Below are 19,819 nucleotides of genomic sequence, written 5' to 3' on the forward strand. Positions count from 1 at the left end.
CCGCCCTAGCTTGGGCACATGCGTGTACTGGTCACCGGCGGCGCCGGTTTCATCGGGTCCCGAATCGTCGAGGCACTCGCGGCACAGGGCCACGAGCCCCTCGTGTACGACGTCCGGGCCGACCCGGCGTCCGACGTGCGGGACCCTGACGCGGTCCGCCGCGCCCTGACCGGCGTGGACGCGGTGTGCCACCAGGCGGCGATGGTCGGCCTGGGCGTGGACTTCGCCGACGCCCCCGAGTACGTCTCCCACAACGACCTCGGTACGGCGGTCCTGCTGGCCGCGATGGCCGAGGCGGGGGTACGGCGGCTGGTGCTGGCCGGGTCGATGGTGGTGTACGGCGAGGGTCGCTACACCTGCGCCCGGCACGGGACCGTACGGCCGGGACCGCGCACCGTCGCCGACCTGGAAGCGGGGCGCTTCGAGCCCCCGTGTCCGGAGTGCGGCGCGGACCTGTCCCCCGGTCTGGTCGGCGAGGACGCCCCGGTCGACCCGCGGAACGTGTACGCGACCACCAAGCTCGCCCAGGAGCACCTGGCGGCCTCCTGGGCGCGGGCCACCGGCGGTTCGGCGGTGGCGCTGCGCTACCACAACGTGTACGGGCCGGGCATGCCCCGCGACACCCCCTACGCCGGCGTCGCCTCCTTCTTCCGCTCCGCGCTCGCCCGCGGCGAGGCCCCGCGCGTCTTCGAGGACGGCGGTCAGCGCCGGGACTTCGTGCACGTACGGGACGTGGCGGCGGCCAACGTGGCGGCGCTGGAGGCGGGTTCGAGGGGCGGCGCGCTCACGTCGTACAACACCGGGAGCGGCGAGCCGCACACCGTGGGCGAGATGGCCCGCGCGCTGGCCGGGGCGTACGGCGGCCCCGAGCCCGTGGTCACCGGGGAGTACCGGCTCGGGGACGTACGGCACATCACGGCGGACTCGGCGCGGCTGCGGGCGGAGCTGGGGTGGAAGGCCGAGGTCGGATTCGCCGAGGGGATGCGGGAGTTCGCGGGCGCCGGGATGCGGGGCGCGTAGCCCGCGGTGGACCGGTGGTGCCGTCCGTGAAAGAAAGCGGCCACGGGCGGCACCACCGTTTTTCGAGCGGCGGTGGCGGGTCTTTTCAGGAAACCGGCGTCGGCAGCACCACCTCGAAGCGGCAGCCGCCCGGCACGTTGCGTACGGTGGCCCGGCCCTCGTGGGCCTCCACGATGCCGCGGACGATCGCGAGGCCGAGTCCCGCCCCGGCCGGGGGTGTCCGGGCGTGGGTGCCGCGCCAGCCGGTGTCGAAGACACGGGGCAGGTCCTCCTCGGGGATGCCGCCGCAGCCGTCCGTGACGGACAGGACGACACCCTCGGCACGGTGCTCGGCGGCCACCGCGACCGTGCCGTCGGCGGGGGTGCGGCGGATGGCGTTGACGAGGAGGTTGCCCAGGACGCGGCTCATCTCCTTGCCGTCCACCTCGACCGGCACGGCCGCCACCCGGTCGCCGACCAGCCGTACGCCGTGCTCGCGGGCCAGCGGGTCGGCGCCCGCGAGGGCGTCGGAGACGAGGTCGTAGAGGGAGATCCGGCTCGGGCTGAGCGCCAGCGCCCCCGCGTGGATGCGGGAGAGTTCGAAGAGGTCGCCGACCATGTCGTTGAGGCGTTCGACCTCGGTGCGGATCTGCCTCAGGTAGCGGGCGGGGTCGGCGGCGACGCCGTCCTCCAGGGCCTCGGACATCGCGCGCAGGCCGGCGAGCGGGGTGCGCAGGTCGTGCGAGATCCAGGCGACGAGTTCACGCCGGGAGGACTCCAGGGCGCGTTCCCGCTCCCGGGACTCGGCGAGTCTGGCGCTGGTGGCCTCCAACTCGCGGCTGAGGTCGTTCAGTTCGGCGGTCGTGGGCCCGCCGGGCGAGGTGAAGTCGCCGCCGTCGCCGAAGGAGCGGGCGGCGAGCGCGAGGGCCCGGCTGCGGGCGGCGACCCAGCGGCCGAGCAGCAGGGCGGTGGCCAGGGAGACCACGGCCGCCATCAGGACGACGGTGGTGACCACACTCAGGTCGTGCCCGGACAGGAACATCGCCTGGGCGACCGCGAGGGTCCCGGCCAGCATCGCGGTCACGCCGACGGCGGCGACCACGGTGAGGTGCAGGGCGAGCGACCGGCGCCGGATCAGCAGCAGCACCCACGCGCCGAGGAGTCCTGCGGCGGCGGCGCCGAGGAAGGCGTACAGGGCGATGAGGAGCATGTCGCGCATGGTCAGGCCTCGCTTCCCGCGGCGTCCTCGAAGCGGTATCCGACGCCCCACACGGTCTGGATGAGGCGCGGCCGCGCCGGGTCGTCCTCGACCTTTCCGCGCAGCCTGCGCACATGGACGGTGACGGTGGACAGGTCGCCGAAGTCCCAGCCCCACACCTCCCGCATCAGGTCCTCGCGGCCGAAGACCCGGCCGGGGTGGAGCAGGAAGAACGCGAGGAGGTCGAACTCGCGGATGGTCAGGGCGAGTTCGTCGCCGTTCTTGGTGGCGCGGCGGGCCTGGGGGTCGAGGCTGAGCCCGGCCGCGCGCAGGGTGCCGGCCGGCTGGGCGGGCCGGGAGCGGCGCAGCACCGACTCGACACGCAGGACCAGTTCGCGGGGGCTGAAGGGCTTGGTGACGTAGTCGTCGGCGCCGACCTCCAGGCCCAGGATGCGGTCGTCCTCGTCGCCGCGGGCGGTGAGCATGATGACCGGGACGGGCCCGCGCCCGCGCATCCGGCGGCACACCTCCAGGCCGTCCATGCCGGGCAGCATCAGGTCCAGGACGACGAGGTCCGGGCGGTGCGCGGCGGCGCGGGCGAGTGCGTCGGGGCCGTCCGCGGCCCGGTCCACGAGGTAGCCGGCGCGGTCCAGGTAGCCGGAGACCACCTCGGCGACGGTGGGGTCGTCGTCCACGACGAGCACCCGGGGCCGGGCCTGTGCGTACTGCTGCTGCTCCATGCCGCCAGCCTCGCACCCCGCGTGCGCGGATGCCGCCCACGGCCGCCGACGTCCTTGTTTCGTAAGGAGCCGGAGTCCGGTTTGTCCGTTCTGCGTTCGTAGGGTGAACATCGTGACGACCCCTTCAGTGAACGAACCGGCGGCGTCAGTGGACGTCGTGCTGCCCTGTCTGGACGAGGCCGAGGCGCTGCCGTGGGTGCTGGAACGCATCCCGCCCGGCTGGCGCGCGCTCGTCGTCGACAACGGCTCCACGGACGGCTCCGCCCACATCGCCCACGCCCTCGGCGCCACCGTCGTCCGCGAGGAGCGGCGCGGTTTCGGCGCCGCCTGCCATGCCGGGCTGACCGCGGCCACGGCCGACATCGTGTGCTTCTGCGACTGCGACGCCTCGCTGGACCCCTCGGACCTGGTGCCGTTCGTGGACGAGGTGCTGGCCGGCGAGGCCGACCTCGTGCTCGGCCGGCGCCGCCCGCGGGCCCGTGGCGCCTGGCCCCCGCACGCCCGGGTGGGCAACCTCGCGCTCGCCCGGCTGCTGCGCCGCCGCACCGGCCTCCGGCTGCACGACCTGGGCCCGCTGCGCGCCGCCCGCCGCGCACCCCTCCTCGCCCTCGGCCTCACGGACCGGCGCAGCGGCTACCCCCTGGAGATGGTGGTGCGGGCGGCCGACGCGGGCTGGCGGATCGCCGAGCACGACGTGCCGTACCGCCCGCGCGCCGGGGCCTCCAAGGTGACGGGCACCTGGCGGGGCACATGGCAGGCGGTGCGGGACATGAGCCAGGTCCTCGCCGAGTCCGGGACGGAGGTGCGCGCGTGACCACGTTGCTCGTCATCGCCAAGGAGCCCCGGCCGGGGCGGGTCAAGACCCGGCTGACTCCGCCGTTCACCCCCGAGGAGGCGGCCGCGCTGGCCGAGGCGTCCCTCGCGGACACCCTGGACGTGGTGGCCCGTACCCCGGCCCGGCGCCGGGTCCTGGTCCTGGAGGGCACGCCGGGCCCCTGGCTGCCGCCCGGTTTCGACGTCGTACGGCAGTGCGCGGGCGGCCTCGACGAACGGCTGGCCGCGGCCTTCGCGGGCTGCGAAGGACCGGCCCTGCTCATCGGCATGGACACGCCCCAGGTGACCCCGGAGCTGCTCACGGTGGACTTCGCCGACTGCGAGGCGTACTTCGGTCCGGCCGAGGACGGCGGCTTCTGGGCACTCGGTCTGGCCGAACCGGACCCGTCCCGGCTGCGCGGGGTCCCGATGTCGACACCCCACACGGGCACGGCCCAGCGTGCCCGCCTGACCGGACTGCGGGTCCGGGACCTGCCGCCGCTGCGGGACGTGGACACGGCCCGGGACGCGCACCTGGTCGCGAGGGCGGCCCCGGGGGGACGGTTCGCGGCGGCGCTGGGACGGCTCGCGGGGGTGCCCCGGTGACGGGCGTGCGGATCGGCCTCGACGACGGATCGGGCGCCGGGGCCGACCTCGGCACCGGCGCACTGCGGCTGCGCCCGACGGACGCCCCCGCCCACGCCCACGCCCACGACGGCACCTGGTCCGCCGATCCCTACACCCAGGCCCTCCGCACCGGCCAGGGCCCCCTCTTTCTGCGTCGCTCGGACGGCTGGCTGCTCCTGCTCGAACTGGAGCGCTGGTGTGCCGCCGCGGACGCTGCGGACCTGGAGGTGCTGCGGCGCTGTGAGGGCGCAGTGCTGGACGTCGGCTGCGGGCCGGGGCGGCTCGTCGCCGAACTCGGGGCCCGCGGCCGGCGCGTGCTCGGGATCGACGTGAGCGAGGCCGCGGTCGCCCGGACCGTCGCGCTCGGCGGGCAGGCCCTGCGGCGGTCCGTCTTCGAGTCCCTGCCCGGCGAGGGCCGCTGGGGCACCGCGCTGCTGGTCGACGGCAACGTCGGCATCGGCGGCGACCCCCAGGCCCTGCTCGACCGGATCACCCAACTTCTATCCCCCGGAGGTCTGTTGATCGCCGAGACGGTCACCGACCCGGACGTCGACGAGCGCGTCCAGGTGCGTGTCACCGACGCCCGCGGTGCCGTCGGCAGCCCGTTCCCGTGGGCCCGGCTCGGCACCCCCGCCCGTGGGCCCGGCTCGGCACCCCCGCCCTGCTGCGGCACGCGGCCCGCACCGGCTGGGCGCCCGTGGATCAGTGGACGGCGGGCGGCCGTTGCTTCGTCGCCCTGCGCCGCCGCACCAGCGCCGGCCTGCCCTGCCGTACGACGAAGACCACCGCCGAGGTGCCGAAGAGCACCGCCGTGATCAGCAGCCAGCGGGCCAGGAAGCCGTCCGGGGACAGGCCGGTCGCCGAGGCGTAGCGGTCCGCGACCTGCCCGCTGATCAGCGGGAACCACACCAGGAGGAGCAGGAGGGAGAGGGCGGCGGGGACCCGGACGTACAGGACGTGCCGCCCCGCCGTCCTCACCAGCGCCCGGTCCGCCGCCGCGTACAGCGGCAGCAGCACCAGGTCATGGAGGACCGCCGCCCCCACGAACCACAGCGCGACCCCGAAGAGGTCCCCCGCCAGCAGCCGCACCCCCGCGTACCCGGCGAGGGCGAACGAGCAGATAAGCAGGAGGAGTTGGAGGGGACTGCCGAGAGGGATCCGCATCACAGGTCTCCGAAGGTCAGCCGGGCCACCCACTTGGTGTTGAGCACACCGGGCGCCGCGGGCACGATGATCCGGGCCGGGTGGCCGTGGTCGGGGGTCAGGTCCTCCCCGTTGACGAACAGGGCGAGCAGGGACCGCGGGTCGGCGACCTGGTTGGCGCGCAGGGCGGCCCGCCGGAAGGCGCCGTGCCGTTGCAGCGACTCCACGAAGAGGTCCGGCGGATCGTCCTCGTAGCCGACGAGCGCCGCGAGGTCCCGCAGCCGCACCCCGCGCCACCACTGGTCGGAGGTCGACCAGCCCTCCACACAGGCGATGGGCAACGCCGAACTATGCAAAGGGAGTTGGAGGAGTTCGGCCCGGCTGAGGCGGACGGTGCGGCCGTCGCGCCCCGTGACGACCAGCCGCCACGCCTCCTCCCCCGTCTCCGCGGGATCGATCCCGGCGTACGCGGCGGTCTTGTTGATCTGGAAGCCGCCCGGACCGGACGCCGGCTCAGCGCCGCCGTGCGGGGCGAGGAGGGCGGTCCTGCGCAGGACGCCGTCGAAGCTCTGCCCGGCCGTGGTGAGGAACAGCAGCAGCGAACCGCCCCCGACGAACCAGAGCGCCCCGCGCCGGGACACGGTCGGCTCGGCGAGGGGGTTGGGTGTCACCAACTCGGAGCTCTCCTCGCGGAGTTGACGCAGGTTGCGCAGCGCCAGCGGCGTCTTCAGCACGGCGTGGGCGACGAACGCGGTGAAGAACACCCACGCCCCGTAGAAGTGCAGCGGGTAGAAGGACCCCGGGAAGACGTAGTCCAGCTGGACGTTGAGCACCCCGGTCACGAACTCGAACAGGGCGCCGCCGACCAGCAGCAGCAGCGAGATCCGCTCCAGGGCGTGCGCGAGCGACCGCGCGGGCGGCAGCGTGAACAGCTTGGGCGCCACCGACCACAGCTTGGCCAGCAGGACGGGGATCAGGGTGATGCCGAGGGTGACGTGGACGCCCTGGGTCAGCCGGTACAGCCAGTGCGGGTCCGTCGGCCAGGAGAAGAGGTAGAAGCCGAGGATCCCCTTGTCCGGGGTCTTGTCGTTCACCGGCGCGAGGTCAGGGTTGTAGGCGGCGTACGACAGCAGCCCCGTCACGAAGAGCAGGGTGATGCCGCCGAGGAGCACGACCCCGAGGACCGAGGTGAACCGGGGGCCGCGCAGCGGGCTGCGCCAGAAGGAGGGTGCGAAGGGAGACCGGGCCATGCCCCGACGGTAGGTCCGCGGGAGGCCGGAAACGGGTCTGCGAACCATGACGAAAGTCTGACGTCGTCGCATGTCAGCCGTCCGGGGGCGGGCATGCGGCCTAGCGTCGACGGCGTGAACCGGGACCTCCTTCGTGACCTGTACGCGGCCGTGTGCGCCGCGCTCCTCGTGCTGACCGCGATACTGGTCGGCACGGTGATCCAGCACCGGCACGGCTCGCTCCGGGTCGGCTGGCCGCCTCTCCTGGCGAGTTGGGACCCGCATGTCGGCCCCGGCACCCCGGCCGCGGTGGTCGTCGCGGCCGCCGTGGTGGCGTACGGCCCCTCGCTCGCCGCCCGCCTCCCCTGGCGCCCGCTGCTGCTCGCCGTCTGGGGCGCGGGCATGGCCTGGACGTGGTCCCTGGCCCTCGTGGACGGCTGGCAGCGGGGCATCGCCGGGCAGCTGACCACCAGGAACGAGTACCTCCCGGCCGTGGGCCGCTTCCACGACATCCCGGCCGCCCTGCGGGACTTCACCCACCACATCCTGATCGACGCGCCGGACAACTGGGGCGCCCATGTCGCCGGGCATCCCCCGGGCGCGACCCTCACCTTCGTCCTGCTCGACCGCGTCGGACTGGGCGGCGGGGGCTGGGCCGGTACCTGGTGCATCACCGTCGGCACGACCGCCGCGGTCGCGGTCCTGGTCGCCGTACGCACTCTCGCCGACGAGTCGCTATCCCGCCGCGCCGCCCCCTTCCTGGTCCTGGCCCCGGCCGCGGTCTGGGTCGGCACCTCAGCCGACGGGTACTTCGCGGCGGTGGCGGCGTGGGCGGTGGCCCTGCTCGCCCTCGCGGTGCGGGGGTCCCGGCCGGTGCTGTACGGCTTCTGCTCGGGTCTGCTCTTCGGGCTGACCGTCTACCTGTCGTACGGCCTGACACTGATGGCCGTCGTCGCGGGGGCGGTGCTGCTGCTGGGCCGGGGCTCCTCGCGCCGGCCCCTGCTGTTCGCCCTGGCCGGTCTCATGGTCGTGCCGGTGCTGTTCACCGTGGCGGGGTTCGACTGGTGGGAGGCGTACCGGCTGCTGGTGACGCGGTACTACCAGGGCGCGGGCGGGGTGCGGCCGTACGGCTACTGGGTGTGGGCGAACCTCGCGTGCACGGTGCTGATCGTGGGGCCGGCGACGGTGGCGGGGGTGCGGCGGGCCGCCGTCCGGCTGCGGCGGCGGGGCGAGGGCCGCGTCGGTCTTCGGCTCTGTCTGCTGGTGCTCGGTGCTCTCCTCGCGCTTCTCCTCGCCGACCTGTCCGGGATGAGCAAGGCGGAGACCGAGCGGATCTGGCTGCCGTTCGCCGTGTGGCTGCTGCCCGCCTGCGCCTTCTTGACGGGGGCGCGCGGCTGGCTCGCCGGGCAGGCCGTACTGGCGCTGCTCCTCAACCATCTGCTGCTCACGGGATGGTGAGAGCCCCGAGCGGGCCGGCCGTGCACGGCCGGCCCGCTCGGGAGGGAAAGCGTCAGCAGGTGGCCACGCCGTCCAGCCAGGCCGGGCCCTTGATGTAGATGTTGGTCAGCCACGAGCCGTCGGTCAGCTTCGACCAGGCGTCGTTGGTATAGCCGTCGGCCGTGACCTCCTGGGCGTGCTTCTGGCAGACCACGTTGACCGTGGTGGGCTGCGCGAAGTAGTCGACCACGCCGGCGTTGACGTTGGGCTCGCTGTGGGTGCGCACCCCGGTGCCCCAGGTCTGGAACGCCTTGCTGCCGCCGGACGGCGGCGGGGTGCTGCTGCCGCCGCAGTCCGGGACGCCGGGCAGCCAGGCCGGGCCCTTGATGTAGATGACGGTCATCCACGAACCGTCGGCGAGCTTGGCCCAGGCGTCGTTGGTGTAGCCCTCGGCGGTCACGGTCTCGGCGTGCTGCTGGCACTGGACGGACACCTGGGTCGGGCCCGGGAAGGTGTCGACGGTGCCGGAGCCCACGCTCGGCGACCGGTGGGTGCGCACGCCGGTGCCCCAGGTCTCGAAGACGGTGCCGCCGTTCGCGGGCGGCGGGGTCGGCGTACCGGAGCCGTTGACGCGGATCGCGCCCGCGTAGTCGCCGCCGGTGCGCACGGAGGTGACCCGGATGTGGGTGCCCGACTCGTACGCCTCGACCATCTGGCCGCCGCCCAGGTACATGGCGACGTGGTGGATGTGGCCGTTGCCCCAGAACATCAGGTCGCCCGGCAGCAGCGGGGCGGTGCCCTGCCCGGCGGAGAACCGGGCGGAGGCCTGCGAGCTGTTGAACTGGTCGTTGGCGGTGCCGTTGAGCAGGTCCCTGCCGGTGGCCCGGTAGTAGGCGTACCGCATCAGGCCCGAGCAGTCGAAGCCCTTGCGCTCGCCGTCGTGCAGGCTGTCCGGGTCGGAGCCGTCGTAGTAGCCGTAGCTGGCGCCGGGCGTGGCCGCGTGGCCGCCGCCCCAGCTGTACCAGACGCCGATCTGCGAACAGGCCGCGTCGACGGCGGCCTGCGCGGTGGCCGAGGCGCCGGGCGCGAGGACCCCGCAGGTGTCCTGCGGTGCGGCCTGGGCCGGGGCGGAGAAGAACGCGGTGAGCGCCAGAGCGGAGGCACCCAGGATCGCGCCGCTGGTCCGGCGGCGCGTGCTGATGGTCGTCAAGGGACTCTTCCTTCGTCGAGGTGGCGTCGGCGCGATGCCGGTGACGCCTGCGGGAGACGCGGTGGGAGACGCGGTGGAAGACGCGGTGGGAAACCCGGGTGGCACACCCCACCCCCGTGGAGGTGTGCCACCCGGGTCAGTTGTGGAGGGCGGCGCGCATCTTGGCGAGGCCGCGCAGGCGGTTGCGCTGGACCGTGCCGCGATGGGCGCCGAGGCGTTCCCCGGCCGTGTCGTGGGTGAGTCCCTCCAGGTCCACGAGGATCACCGCGGCGGCCTCCTTCTCGGAGAGCACGCCGAGCAGCGCGAGCGCCGTGGCGGAGGCCTCGTAGGAGGCGAGTCCGCCGTCCCAGCCGGCCTCCGGCAGCTGGTCCGTGGTGCGTTCTCGGCGCGAGGGGTGCTGCCAGGAGTCGCGCAGCAGGTTGAGGGCGACGGCGCAGGTGTAGGCGTACGGGTGCTGCTGTCGCGTCAGGCTCCGGGAGCGGGCCCGCCGGGAGAGCCGCAGATAGGTCTCCTGGAGCAGGTCGTCGGCGTCGTGCGGATTGCCCGTCAGTGCCAGCAGCCGCTTGCGCAGGCGCGGCATGTCGGCCGTGAAGGACGCGTCGAAGTCCCCCGGGCTCATGCGGTCGTCGGCCTCGCGCGGTGGTGGCGGACAGGTGGCGTGGCTGTGCATGTCGTTTCCCCCTTGCGGTGATCCTCGCGGCGACCCCGTGCGGTGATCCCGTGCGGTGATCTGCTCGCGGTGTTCTTGGTGCGCTGTCCCGCTCCGGTGGTCAGGCCGGAGTGCGGGGCGGGTCGGCGGGGCCGTAGCGGGCGGCCGGTACGCGGCGCAGCAGCGCCCAGTACCGGTCGCCGTACGACCAGTGCCACCACTCGGTCGGGTAGTTGACGAAACCGGTCGCGCTCAGCACCCGGCCCAGCAGGGCCCGGTACTGGCGCGCCTCGGTGCCGATGCCCGGAGCGTGGGTGCGGCAGGCGCCCGCGCTCTCCTCCGGGGTGGCGTTGACCTCCGTGCCGAGCGGCAGTTCCCGGCCCGTGTGGTCGCACAGGGTCAGGTCGACCGCGCCGCCGCTGACGTGCGGGGCGACCTCGGGCGGCGAGATGTACGCGCTCGCCAGCTCGCGGATCCGCTCGGGAGCCGCGTCCGGGTGCGCCAGCCGCATGGTCGCCGCGTACTGCTCGAAGTACCGGCGCTGGAGGTCGGGCGGCCGGTACCCCTCCACCACCAGCAGGCGGATCCCCGTGGGCAGCAGCCGCTGCGCCCGCACGAGCCGCCGCAGCGCGCCGGCCCGCAGATGGGCGTAGCTCCCCTCGTCGTCGGCCTGCCGCGCGTCGAGGAGCAGGTGCCCGTCCTCGCGCAGATCGACGAGCGGTTCCCCGCACTCGTCGTGCGTCACCGCGGCGACCCTGGGATCGGCGAGCGTGATGATGTCTGTCACGGGAAGAGCTTCGCGGGGCCCTCTGCAAATGCTCTGCAGATCGCCTGTAGGCGTCCGCGGGGGGAGCTGCAGGGGCGTCGGGCCCGGAACGGGCGTAGGCGCCAGGGGGGTGCCCGACTCCCGTTGTCGAGGTCGGTCCCCGGTCAGAGAGACGTCGACGAGGACGCCCCGCCCGTGCGTCTGCCCCGGCCCCGCCCGTCGCGACCGGCCGCCGGCTTGACCCGGTGTGCTAGACAGGGAGTAATCAAAGGGGCATTTTGCAGCAGCTCACGCTCGGAATCATGTCGCAGACCCGCAAGGAAAACGAGCATCGTCTGCCCGTTCACCCCGCTCATTTCGACCGCATCGACGCCGGTCTCCGCAAGCGCATCTACCTCCAGGAAAACTACGGAGAGCATTTCGGCGTCCCGGACAGCCGGCTCGCCCCGCTCGTCGCGGGCTTCCGCACACGCGAGGAACTCATCGCCGACTGCGATGTCATCCTGCTGGCCAAACCACTCCACCAAGACCTTGCGGAACTGCGCGAGGGGCAGGTCCTGTGGGGCTGGCCGCACTGCGTCCAGGACGAGAGGCTCACCCAGACCGCCATCGACCGTCGGCTGACTTTGATCGCCTTCGAAGCGATGAACCACTGGACCCGCAGCGGCGCCTTCAACCTGCACGTCTTCCACAAGAACAACGAGCTGGCCGGGTACTCCTCGGTCCTGCACGCCATGCAGCTGACCGGCGTGACAGGCGACTACGGGCGACGGCAGCGGGCCGTGGTCATCGGCTTCGGCGCGACCGCCCGCGGCGCGGTGACCGCGCTCAGCGCCCTGGGCGTGCACGACGTCGACGTGCTCACCGCGCGTGGCGTCACCGCCGTCAGCTCCCCCATCCACTCCGCGCGGATCGTCCACTTCGACCACGACAAGGCCGACGACACCCTCGACCCGCGACGCAGCGTCGCCCTCACCGAGGACGGTCCGCTGCCGCTGGCCGAGTTCCTCGCCGGGCACGACATCATCGTCAACTGCGTGCTGCAGGACACCGACGCGCCGCTGATGTTCCTGCTGGACGAGGACCTGCCCAAGCTGGCCCCCGGCACCCTGGTCATCGACGTCTCCTGCGACGAGGGCATGGGCTTCGAATGGGCCCGGCCCACCACCTTCACCGACCCGATGTTCACCGTCGGTGACCACGTCAGGTACTACGCGGTGGACCACAGCCCCTCCTACCTGTGGAACTCCGCGACCTGGGAGAACAGCGAGGCCCTCCTGCCGTATCTGGACGTCGTGCTCCAGGGCCCCGACGGCTGGGACACCGACGACACGGTCCGGCACGCCATCGAGATCCGCCGCGGCGTCGTCCAGAACCCCAAGGTGCTCGCCTTCCAGCACCGCGCGGCCACGTACCCGCACGCCCGGACCCTGGCGGCGTCGCGGCCGTAGCGTCGGGGCGTCCGGTGTTCGGCCCTCCTGCGACCGCTGTCCGGTGCCGGCCCGTGTCCACGGGATGCCGCTTGCGCACAGACGCGGTGGTGACACCGGCGGGAGTACGGTGGAGAGGACAGGACTTTCCGTATGCCGGAACTGACTCCGGCGCCCCGGGCCGTCGCCTGGGCAGCCCGTGAGCCTCCTCGCCCTCGCCCTCGCCCTGCTCTCGTGGGGCGAGAGCGGGCACAACCGCCACCACGCCGACCCCACCGGCGCCCGCCGCGCCTGACATCAACCATCCGTCCCTGTACGGCAGTTGACAGGAGATCTCATGACCACCGCGCTAGAGCCCCCACTTCCCTTCCATCCCCTCCTGCGTCTGCGCCTGGCACCACGCGGCGGCACGCCCCGCCCCATCGACGGAGCGTGGTGGCCTCGTTCGTACGACCTGCTCGCCGAACTGCCCCGACTGCTCGCCGGGTTGCCGCGCGCGTGGGGCCAGATCAGCAGCGTCACGGTCAACGGGGCGACCTGGTCCGCGGCGCCCGGTCGGATGCTCGTCTCCAACCAGGTCGTACAGCTGCACCGGACCCTCACGGCATCCGCCGCGCACACCATCGTCCTTCTCGCGCCCGGTCAGGGGCGCTGGGACCTGATGGTCGTGCCACCGGACACCCCCGAGGAGGCCGCGGAACCGCTCATGGCGGCCGGGGCGGACGGTCAGGCGCGAGAAGCTGTGAAGAAACCTGGCTGTTGATCCGAGGTCCGAGGTCCGGGAGGCCGTGACCGTGGCCGTGATGGGAGGCCGTGACCGTGGCCGCGATGGCAGGCGGCTGAATGGGACCGGGGGCACCCGGTCCCACGAGCACGTCACGGACGCGACGCCTCGGCCGACCGGTCAAGTCCTCGGCGCCGCCCGGTCGGTACCGGTGTTGATGAGGATCTGTTCCGCTTGCGTGATGTTGTCGGCGCGGACCGCTTCGGCCATCGCGGTGCGTGCCGCCTCGGGTGTCGCGTGCGGGGGGATGACGAGGAGGGAGAAGTAGTCCTGGTCGCCCCTGGTGACGAGGACGGTGTCGTCGCCGACCGGGAAGGAGTCGATATGGACGACGCGGTCGTCGACGAGCACGCGCGTCGGCAGCGCGTCCCAGGCTCCGGCGTCCAGGCCGACGCGCGTGAGCGGCCCGAGGTGCTCGGTCAGTGCGGAGATCAGGGCGGGAAGTTCGGCTGCGATGTCGCGGGAGCACGGCCACCACGCCCCGTCGAGGACGCCCCGCCGGTCGCCCGTGGTCTGTAGCCGTACGACAGCCGTCCCCGGCTTCACCGCCTGGTGGACGGCGTCCGGCAGGAGCCTGGTCACACGCGGGGAACCGGAGTCGGACATGACACCCGCCTGTCTGCGAGAGTACGGAGTGACTTCCTCGTCTCACGGTACTCCGCGGCCCGCAGCAGGCGGAAAGCCCGCTGGTCACACGGGTCGGGAGTAGGGTGGAAGATCCAGTCCACGGATTTATGCCCACCGAGGGAACGGTCGTCATGCAGCCCCAGGAAACTCCCCCGGACGGCCACGCCGACGTGCGTATCGTCGCCGCCTCCCCCGACGTCGCCCGTCGGGTCGCGGAGGTTCTCCGTCACTGCTTCGCCACCACCGAACAGCGCAGCTATCCCGCGGACACCGAGGGAGGGACCCGCCTCGAACTCACCGTGGACACCACCAGCGCGGCAGAACCGGCGCGGTCCTGGCTGGAGACCAGCCGTTCCTCGGGCCAGGACGGCCGCCAAACGTGAGGGGATCTCCGGGAGCGGTCCGTTCGGCCTCTTCGGGGAGTAGCGTGAACCCATCGGGAGCACTTCGCGCACCGGCCCCGATACCGGTGTCGTTCCTGGTGAGCAACGGCACCGGGCAACTGCTCATACGCAGGGGTTCGGAGACGGGTTCGCACGATGTCCGCGATCACCGACCATTCCTCGCCGCGCGCCGTACCCTTCAGGGCCCCGTCCGCACGCCTGGCCCTCAAACCCGTGGGCCCCTCCCCGGGGCAGGTCGAACTGGACGGCGCCTGGTGGCCCCGCTCCCGTGACCTCAGCGACGAACTGCCCGCGCTGGCCGACGTCCTGGACCCGCTGTGGGGGCGGATCACCCGTATCGCCGTCAACCCCCGCTACTGGCCGATCATCCCGCAACGGATTTTCGTCAACGGCCATGTGGTCAAGGTCGGCTGGTTCACCTCGGAGCTGGACCCGCACAAGATCCTGCTGCTGTCCGGAACGTCGGGCCGCTGGGACCTCCTGGTGGTCCCTCCGGAGGTCAGCGCCCCGTCGGCCGCCCGGCTGATGGCCGCCGCGAGCGCGAGCACCGCCCCGCAGTCGACCGCGACCGCTCTCCTGACGGCGGAGCTGGTCGACGCCCCCTCCACATCGGCCGGCGCCGCCACCGGACGGCCCGACCGGCCGGCGGCGGAGACGCGGTCATGTGCGCCGCCGCCCCGGCCGTGACGAGGCGGCCCGGATCGCGTCACCGCCGCGTCGACACGGACCGACGTCGGACGCGGAAAGGCCGCAGGGTGCCGGGCCATGCACCTGGACAAGAGCGAGGCCGGCCATGACCGTCGCACGGAGCACCAGGAACCGGGCGCAGGCGATGAAGGGCAGGATCACGCAAGAGCTCGGCCGGGTCACCAGCAACAGGCGACTGCGACGCCGAGGCAGCAACGACCGCGTCTCCGGAAGCCTGAAACAGGCCCCGGAGAAGACCAAGGACGCCTTCAGGCGGAACGGAAGTGGCCCCCGATGATGTACGACCAGACACGCGCCCGGCAGCCGGCCGGCCAGACTCCGGGCCCGGCCGGACGCCGCGGCACGAGCCCGGAGCCGCTGCTCCCGTCGGCGGAACAGGACAAGATCGTCCAGCGCCTACGGCACGCCCTCAACACCTTCGCCGACACCCCGCTCGGGGCACTGGAAGAGGCCGAGAGCGCCTATGACGAAGCCACCGCCCAGCTCGTCAACGCCCTCGCGGAGCGCCGGCGGCTCCTGCGCGCCGGCTGGCAGGACCAGAACCCCGACGCACAGTCCGAAGAACTTCGGCACGCGCTGAGGCAGTACCGGGAGATCACCCAGAGACTGCTCCACATCTAGGCGGCCACTACTCCGCATCGCGGCCGAGGGCGGAGTAGTGTCGACAGTACCGAGGGCATTTCGCACACCGGCTGCCACGCCGGGTCGTTCTCGGCGAGAGATGAAACCCGGGCCGCCGCAGAGGCGGCCCGGAGACGGGTCCGCATCATGTCGGCGACCTTGCACCCCACCCTGCCGCACCCGGAGCCCGCCGCAACCCCGGCCGCGCGTCTCGCCCTGAAGGCGGACGGCACCTCCCGTGGCCTCCTGGACGGTGCCTGGTGGCCCCGCTCCCGGGATCTGCTGAGCGAACTGCCCGCGCTGACCGACGTGTTGGACCTCTTGTGGGGCCGCATCACGCGGATCGCCGTCAACCCGGAGCACTGGCCGGTCATCCCGCGCCAGGTTCCCGTGGACGGCCACATCGTCAAGGTCGGCTGGTTCACCCCGGAAATCGACCCGCACAAGCTTCTGCTGCTCTCCTACGGCACCGGCCGCTGGGATCTCCTCGTCATTCCGCCCGAAACCGGAGCGGAATCGGCGGCCCGGTTGATGGCTGCCGCGTCCGAGTACGAGGGCCCGCCCCTGACCGCGAGCGCGCTCATCGCCGCGGACGCGGCCCGGCACGGCGCGCAACTGGACCCGGACGAGGCATGGGACTACGAGGGCGGCGCCCAGGTGTCCGCAGCCGTCCCCCAGCAGCCCGGTCCGCCCAGTCGCCTGATCGCGTGATCGCGTGATCGCGTGATCGCGTGATCGCGTGATCGCGTGATCGCGTGATCGCCGGTATGTGAGACGGCCGCCATGAACGCCTTGTCCCTTCGCACCTACGCCCGCTCGCGCGCCTCCCCGGCCTCCCGGGCCTCCCTCGCGCCCAACTCCCGGAAGACGCCCATCGCTTCGGCACGGGCTGCCGAGGCCGTGCCCGTCTCCCCGGTGGCCTCCCGCACCTGGGCCAGATCCCACAGAGTCCGCGCCCGCCACAGCGGCAGCCGCAACGCCTCCCACAGTGACAGCGCCCGCTCCAGCGGGTCCCGCCCGCCCCCGGGGTCGCCGGAGGCCAGATGCCACTCCCCCAGCGTCCGCAGCACCAGTGCCTCGCCGAACCGGTCCTGCCGTTCCCGGGCCAGCTCCAGGCACCGGCCGAGCCGTTCGCGTGCCGTGTCCAGGAGGCCCAGGCGCAGCTCCACCTTCGCCAGCGACTGCTCGGTGTACATCACGCCGAAGGTGTCGTGGAGGTCGGCGAAGGTCCGCAGCACGTCCCGCAGCAACCGCTGGGCCTCCGCGTACTCCCCCTCCGCGCGGTGGCACAGGGCCACGGCGCGCCGCACCAGCGCCTCCCCGTGCCGGTCGCCCTCCGCCCGGTACAGCTCCAGCGCCTGTGCGAAGGCCTCACGGGCGGCGGGGTCGTCGCCCTGTTCCCGGTACACATAGCCGAGGCCGTACAGCACCCGGGCCCGGGCAGCGCGGTCGTCGAGGCGCCCGTAGTGCTCCAGGGCCGCGCCGAGCAGCTGCAACGCCTCGGGGTAGCTGGCCTGTTCACGCCGGGCCGTGGCCATGCCGAGCAGGGCCTGGGCCGCTCCCTGCGGTACGTCGTCGTGAGTCTCGAACAGCCTGAGGGCGTCCCGGAAGTAGGCGTAGGACTCCTCGAACTCGTCCTGCTCGTACCGCAGTTGCCCGAGTCCGGTGAGCAGCCACGCCTCGCCCTCGCCGTCCCCGCTGCGGCGCACCGCCGCCATGGCAGCGGTGTGCGAGCGGGACCAGGCGTCGAACTGGTTGTACAGCGCGACCGAGCTGGCGATCAGCGCGCCGGCGAGGTCCCGGGCGGCGCGGTCCATGCTGTGGTCGGCGCAGTACTCCACCGCCGCGAGCAGACCGGCCTGTTCGGCGGCGAACCAGGCCGCGGGCCGCCGGAGCAGGTCCTCCTCGGCCTGCGGGTCGAGCGGGTCGAGGGGCCGTACGGCGGCCGGTTCGGGGAAGTACCGTGCCGTGCCGCCGGGGCCCCGCGCGGCGGCCTTCTCGGCCAGCCCCAGCCAGCACTCCACCAACCGTCCCACGGCCGCCGCCCGTTCCTCGGCGCTCTCCTCCGACAGACAGCGTTCACGGGCGTGTTCGCGGGCCAGGTCGTGGATGCGGTAGCGGCCGCGGCCGGTGCCGTCCACGCCGATCACGTCGATGAAGTGGCAGTCCACCAGCCGCTCGACGGCCTCCTCGGCCTCCTCCGTGCCGATGTCCAGCAGGGGCGCGGCGATCCAGGCCGCGAAGTCCGGCAGGTCGAGCAGGGCCAGCCGGCGCAGGGCGCGCCGCTCCTGCGGATCGAGGTCGGCGTAACCGAGTTCCAGACTGGTGCGCAGCTCCAGGTCGCCGGCGCGCAGTTCGTTGAGCCGGAGCCGCTCGTCCCGCAGGCGGGCGGCGAGCCGGCCGGGCACCCAGTGCGGCCGGGCCGCGAGCCGGGCTCCGGCGATGCGCACGGCGAGCGGCAGCCGCCCGCACAGGGAGACGATCTCGGCGGCCTGTTCCGGCTCGGAGCGGACCCGGTCCGCTCCGGCGACCCGTCGGAGGAGTTCCAGTGCCTCCTCCTCGTCGGGGACGGTCAGATCGAGGTGGGCCGCGCCCTCCAGCGCCACCAGCCGGCGCCTGCTGGTGACGAGCACCGCGGAGCCGGGGCCGGGCGGCAGCAGCGGCCGTACGTGGGCCTCGCCCGCGGCGTTGTCGAGGATCAGCAGAACGCGGCGGTGTCCGGTGTACGTGCGGTACAGCCCCGTCAGTTCCTCCACGGAGCTCGGCAGGGTCTCCGGTTCGGCGCCCATGGCGCGCAGCAGCCGGGCGAGGGCGTCGGCGGGTTGCAGCGGGGCGGTGTCGGCGGCCCGCAGGTCCACGAACAGGCGTCCGTCCGGGAAGAGTTCGGCGGTGCGGTGGCCGACGTGGACGGCGAGCGCGGTCTTGCCCGTGCCGGAGCGTCCGGAGATCACCCCGATCGGCGGGGCGGTGCGGCCGGGGTCGTCGACGCGGCCCAGCAGGGAGACGGCCCAGTCGATCTGGTCCGACCGGCCCACGAAGTCGGCGATGTCCGGCGGGAGATGGGAAGGTGCGGGGCGTGGGGCCGGCCCGCCCGGTCCGGTGCCCGCGACCGTCGTACGGCCCGTGGTCCGCTGTCGGCCCCTGGCGGCGGGTTCCTGCGCCGGCGTACCGGAGCGGGCACCGGAGCCGGGCTGCGGGGGATCGTGGGGGCGCGAGCCGGAGCCGGGCTGCGCGAGGTCGTGAGGCCGGGAGGCGGCGGGGCCGAGCAGCGCGGACGCGTGGGACCGGGAGGCGGCGGGGCCGAGGAGCGCGGGGTCGTTGGTCAGTACGGCCTTGTGCAGTGCCCGCAGTTCCGGCCCGGCGTCGATGCCCAGTTCCTCGCGCAGGACCTCGCGGCCCTCCTGGTAGGCGCGCAGGGCGTCGGAGACCCGTCCGGTGCGGAACAGGGCGGTCATCAGCTGGCCGCGCGGCCGTTCCCGGAGGGGGTGGGCGGCGACATGGGCGAGCAGGGGCGCGATCGTGCGGTCCGCGCGGCCGAGCTCGAGCTGGAGGCCGAAGGACTCCTCCTGGGCGACCAGCCGCAGTTCGGCCAGCCGGGCCGCCTCGATGCGGGCGAACGACTGGTTCAGCCCTTCGAGGGCGTCCTGCCCGCGCCACAGCCCGAGGGCCTCGGAGAGCAGTTCGGCGGCCTCGTCCGCGCGGCCCCGGGCGGCCTCGGCCCGGCCCGAGGTGAGCAGTTCCTCGAAGCGGCGGGCGTCGACCTGGGAGGCGTCGAGAGCGGCGACGTATCCCGGCGGCCGGGTGCGGATCACCTCGGCTTCGCCGACGCGGGCGAGGGCGCGGCGTACCGCGGAGACATGGGTGGCGACGAGGGCGCTGGCGGTGGCGGGCGCCTGCTCGTCCCAGACACAGTCCACGAGCCGGTCCGTGGAGAGCACCTCGCCCAGGTGGACGACGAGGGCGGACAGGACCGCGAGGGGTCTGACCCCGCCGAGCGGTGCCCGCCGGTTCCCCTCCCAGACCTCCACCGGACCGAGAAGACGTACCTGGAGCATCGTTCCCCGATCGCCGTACCGCCCGCCCCACGGATGCGTGTTCGACGATATCGACGGGCGGTGTCGGAGGACGACGGGACCGGCGCGGCGCTGGCCGGATCCGGCCAGTCGGCAGCCGCGCGGCGGGCCCTGAGCGGCTGCCGACAGCTGGTCCACAGGAGCCTCACAGCCGCCTTCCCGCTGGACGGTGGTTGGCCGGATCTCGACGGTGCGCACAGGGGCCCCTCACCTGAGGGACGGCTGTCGGGGGCCGCCCGTATGAGTGCTCCGCCCATGACGGCGTCGGGCTCCCACCCCGTCCTCGCCCACCCGCCCGCGCTCCTTCGACTGCCGGACATTTGAACGTCACACCGAGCGGGAACGTTTCCCTCGTCCCCTC

20 protein-coding genes are annotated in these 19,819 nt (G+C 73.4%); 11 read left to right on the forward strand and 9 right to left on the reverse strand.

What is annotated here, in order from left to right:
• Positions 1–18: 18 nt before the first annotated feature.
• Positions 19–1,020: an NAD-dependent epimerase/dehydratase family protein gene (locus ACFYZ8_RS22865; protein WP_359028860.1), complete on the forward strand. Its 1,002-nt coding sequence runs from the start codon at positions 19–21 to the stop codon at positions 1,018–1,020.
• Positions 1,021–1,105: 85 nt separating this feature from the next.
• Here the strand turns inward: ACFYZ8_RS22865 and ACFYZ8_RS22870 are convergent, their stop codons facing one another.
• Together ACFYZ8_RS22870 and ACFYZ8_RS22875 are read right to left on the reverse strand one after the other, a co-directional pair.
• Complete coding sequence (locus tag ACFYZ8_RS22870) at positions 1,106–2,218, reverse strand: sensor histidine kinase (RefSeq protein ID WP_388537077.1); 1,113 nt, start codon at positions 2,216–2,218, stop codon at positions 1,106–1,108.
• A gap of 2 nt (positions 2,219–2,220) precedes the next feature.
• Entirely contained in the window at positions 2,221–2,937 is a 717-nt protein-coding gene (locus ACFYZ8_RS22875; RefSeq protein ID WP_359028862.1) for a response regulator transcription factor, read from the reverse strand.
• Positions 2,938–3,040: 103 nt separating this feature from the next.
• Here ACFYZ8_RS22875 and ACFYZ8_RS22880 point away from each other — a divergent pair, with 103 nt between their 5' ends.
• The 3 genes from ACFYZ8_RS22880 to ACFYZ8_RS22890 are packed head-to-tail and all read left to right on the forward strand — an operon-like array spanning position 3,041 to position 5,192.
• Positions 3,041–3,751: a glycosyltransferase family 2 protein gene (locus tag ACFYZ8_RS22880; RefSeq protein WP_388537079.1), complete on the forward strand. Its 711-nt coding sequence runs from the start codon at positions 3,041–3,043 to the stop codon at positions 3,749–3,751.
• The gene (locus ACFYZ8_RS22885; protein WP_388537081.1) at positions 3,748–4,356 is read left to right on the forward strand and encodes a DUF2064 domain-containing protein; all 609 of its coding nucleotides are present in this window, start codon (positions 3,748–3,750) and stop codon (positions 4,354–4,356) included. The genes ACFYZ8_RS22880 and ACFYZ8_RS22885 overlap by 4 nt, the downstream gene beginning before the upstream one ends.
• Positions 4,353–5,192, forward strand: a complete 840-nt coding sequence (locus tag ACFYZ8_RS22890; protein ID WP_388537083.1) for a class I SAM-dependent methyltransferase — start codon at positions 4,353–4,355, stop codon at positions 5,190–5,192. The genes ACFYZ8_RS22885 and ACFYZ8_RS22890 overlap by 4 nt, the downstream gene beginning before the upstream one ends.
• Here the strand turns inward: ACFYZ8_RS22890 and ACFYZ8_RS22895 are convergent.
• Positions 5,080–5,541 carry a hypothetical protein gene (locus tag ACFYZ8_RS22895; protein WP_388537085.1) on the reverse strand — a complete coding sequence of 154 codons (462 nt, stop codon included), beginning with the start codon at positions 5,539–5,541 and terminating at the stop codon, positions 5,080–5,082. The genes ACFYZ8_RS22890 and ACFYZ8_RS22895 overlap by 113 nt on opposite strands.
• Positions 5,541–6,770, reverse strand: a complete 1,230-nt coding sequence (locus ACFYZ8_RS22900; RefSeq protein WP_388537086.1) for a molybdopterin-dependent oxidoreductase — start codon at positions 6,768–6,770, stop codon at positions 5,541–5,543. The genes ACFYZ8_RS22895 and ACFYZ8_RS22900 overlap by 1 nt, the downstream gene beginning before the upstream one ends.
• A gap of 93 nt (positions 6,771–6,863) precedes the next feature.
• Between ACFYZ8_RS22900 and ACFYZ8_RS22905 the strand changes: the two genes are divergently transcribed.
• A complete protein-coding gene (locus tag ACFYZ8_RS22905) occupies positions 6,864–8,207 on the forward strand; it encodes a hypothetical protein (protein WP_388537088.1) in 1,344 nt (447 codons plus the stop codon).
• A 52-nt stretch (positions 8,208–8,259) separates the two neighbouring features.
• Here ACFYZ8_RS22905 and ACFYZ8_RS22910 read toward each other — a convergent pair whose 3' ends face one another.
• From ACFYZ8_RS22910 to ACFYZ8_RS22920, 3 genes are all read right to left on the reverse strand, one after another.
• Positions 8,260–9,396 carry a C40 family peptidase gene (locus tag ACFYZ8_RS22910; RefSeq protein ID WP_359028867.1) on the reverse strand — a complete coding sequence of 379 codons (1,137 nt, stop codon included), beginning with the start codon at positions 9,394–9,396 and terminating at the stop codon, positions 8,260–8,262.
• 136 nt (positions 9,397–9,532) lie between these two features.
• On the reverse strand, positions 9,533–10,066 hold the full coding sequence (locus tag ACFYZ8_RS22915; RefSeq protein ID WP_359028868.1) for an RNA polymerase sigma factor: 534 nt from the start codon (positions 10,064–10,066) through the stop codon (positions 9,533–9,535).
• Between the two features lie 100 nt (positions 10,067–10,166).
• A complete protein-coding gene (locus ACFYZ8_RS22920) occupies positions 10,167–10,832 on the reverse strand; it encodes a M15 family metallopeptidase (RefSeq protein WP_388537090.1) in 666 nt (221 codons plus the stop codon).
• A 257-nt stretch (positions 10,833–11,089) separates the two neighbouring features.
• Here ACFYZ8_RS22920 and ACFYZ8_RS22925 point away from each other — a divergent pair, with 257 nt between their 5' ends.
• Both ACFYZ8_RS22925 and ACFYZ8_RS22930 read left to right on the forward strand, forming a co-directional pair.
• Entirely contained in the window at positions 11,090–12,262 is a 1,173-nt protein-coding gene (locus tag ACFYZ8_RS22925) for a N(5)-(carboxyethyl)ornithine synthase (RefSeq protein ID WP_388537092.1), read from the forward strand.
• A gap of 316 nt (positions 12,263–12,578) precedes the next feature.
• Positions 12,579–13,004, forward strand: a complete 426-nt coding sequence (locus ACFYZ8_RS22930; protein ID WP_359028871.1) for a DUF5994 family protein — start codon at positions 12,579–12,581, stop codon at positions 13,002–13,004.
• A gap of 141 nt (positions 13,005–13,145) precedes the next feature.
• On the opposite strand, the gene ACFYZ8_RS22935 is transcribed toward ACFYZ8_RS22930, so the two are convergent.
• A complete protein-coding gene (locus tag ACFYZ8_RS22935) occupies positions 13,146–13,631 on the reverse strand; it encodes a DUF5994 family protein (RefSeq protein ID WP_388537094.1) in 486 nt (161 codons plus the stop codon).
• 152 nt (positions 13,632–13,783) lie between these two features.
• Here ACFYZ8_RS22935 and ACFYZ8_RS22940 point away from each other — a divergent pair, with 152 nt between their 5' ends.
• The 4 genes from ACFYZ8_RS22940 (at position 13,784) to ACFYZ8_RS22955 (ending at position 16,096) form a co-directional block, all read left to right on the forward strand.
• A complete protein-coding gene (locus ACFYZ8_RS22940) occupies positions 13,784–14,035 on the forward strand; it encodes a hypothetical protein (protein ID WP_359028873.1) in 252 nt (83 codons plus the stop codon).
• A 156-nt stretch (positions 14,036–14,191) separates the two neighbouring features.
• The gene (locus ACFYZ8_RS22945) at positions 14,192–14,743 is read left to right on the forward strand and encodes a DUF5994 family protein (protein WP_388537096.1); all 552 of its coding nucleotides are present in this window, start codon (positions 14,192–14,194) and stop codon (positions 14,741–14,743) included.
• A gap of 294 nt (positions 14,744–15,037) precedes the next feature.
• A complete protein-coding gene (locus ACFYZ8_RS22950) occupies positions 15,038–15,385 on the forward strand; it encodes a hypothetical protein (protein ID WP_359028875.1) in 348 nt (115 codons plus the stop codon).
• A gap of 147 nt (positions 15,386–15,532) precedes the next feature.
• On the forward strand, positions 15,533–16,096 hold the full coding sequence (locus ACFYZ8_RS22955; protein ID WP_388537098.1) for a DUF5994 family protein: 564 nt from the start codon (positions 15,533–15,535) through the stop codon (positions 16,094–16,096).
• Positions 16,097–16,191: 95 nt separating this feature from the next.
• Here the strand turns inward: ACFYZ8_RS22955 and ACFYZ8_RS22960 are convergent, their stop codons facing one another.
• Positions 16,192–19,440 (reverse strand): BTAD domain-containing putative transcriptional regulator, encoded by a 3,249-nt coding sequence (locus ACFYZ8_RS22960; protein ID WP_388537100.1) that lies wholly within the window; start codon positions 19,438–19,440, stop codon positions 16,192–16,194.
• Between the last annotated feature and the right edge of the window lie 379 nt (positions 19,441–19,819).

This window comes from Streptomyces sp. NPDC001668 (assembly GCF_042893155.1).
Lineage (GTDB): Bacteria > Actinomycetota > Actinomycetes > Streptomycetales > Streptomycetaceae > Streptomyces.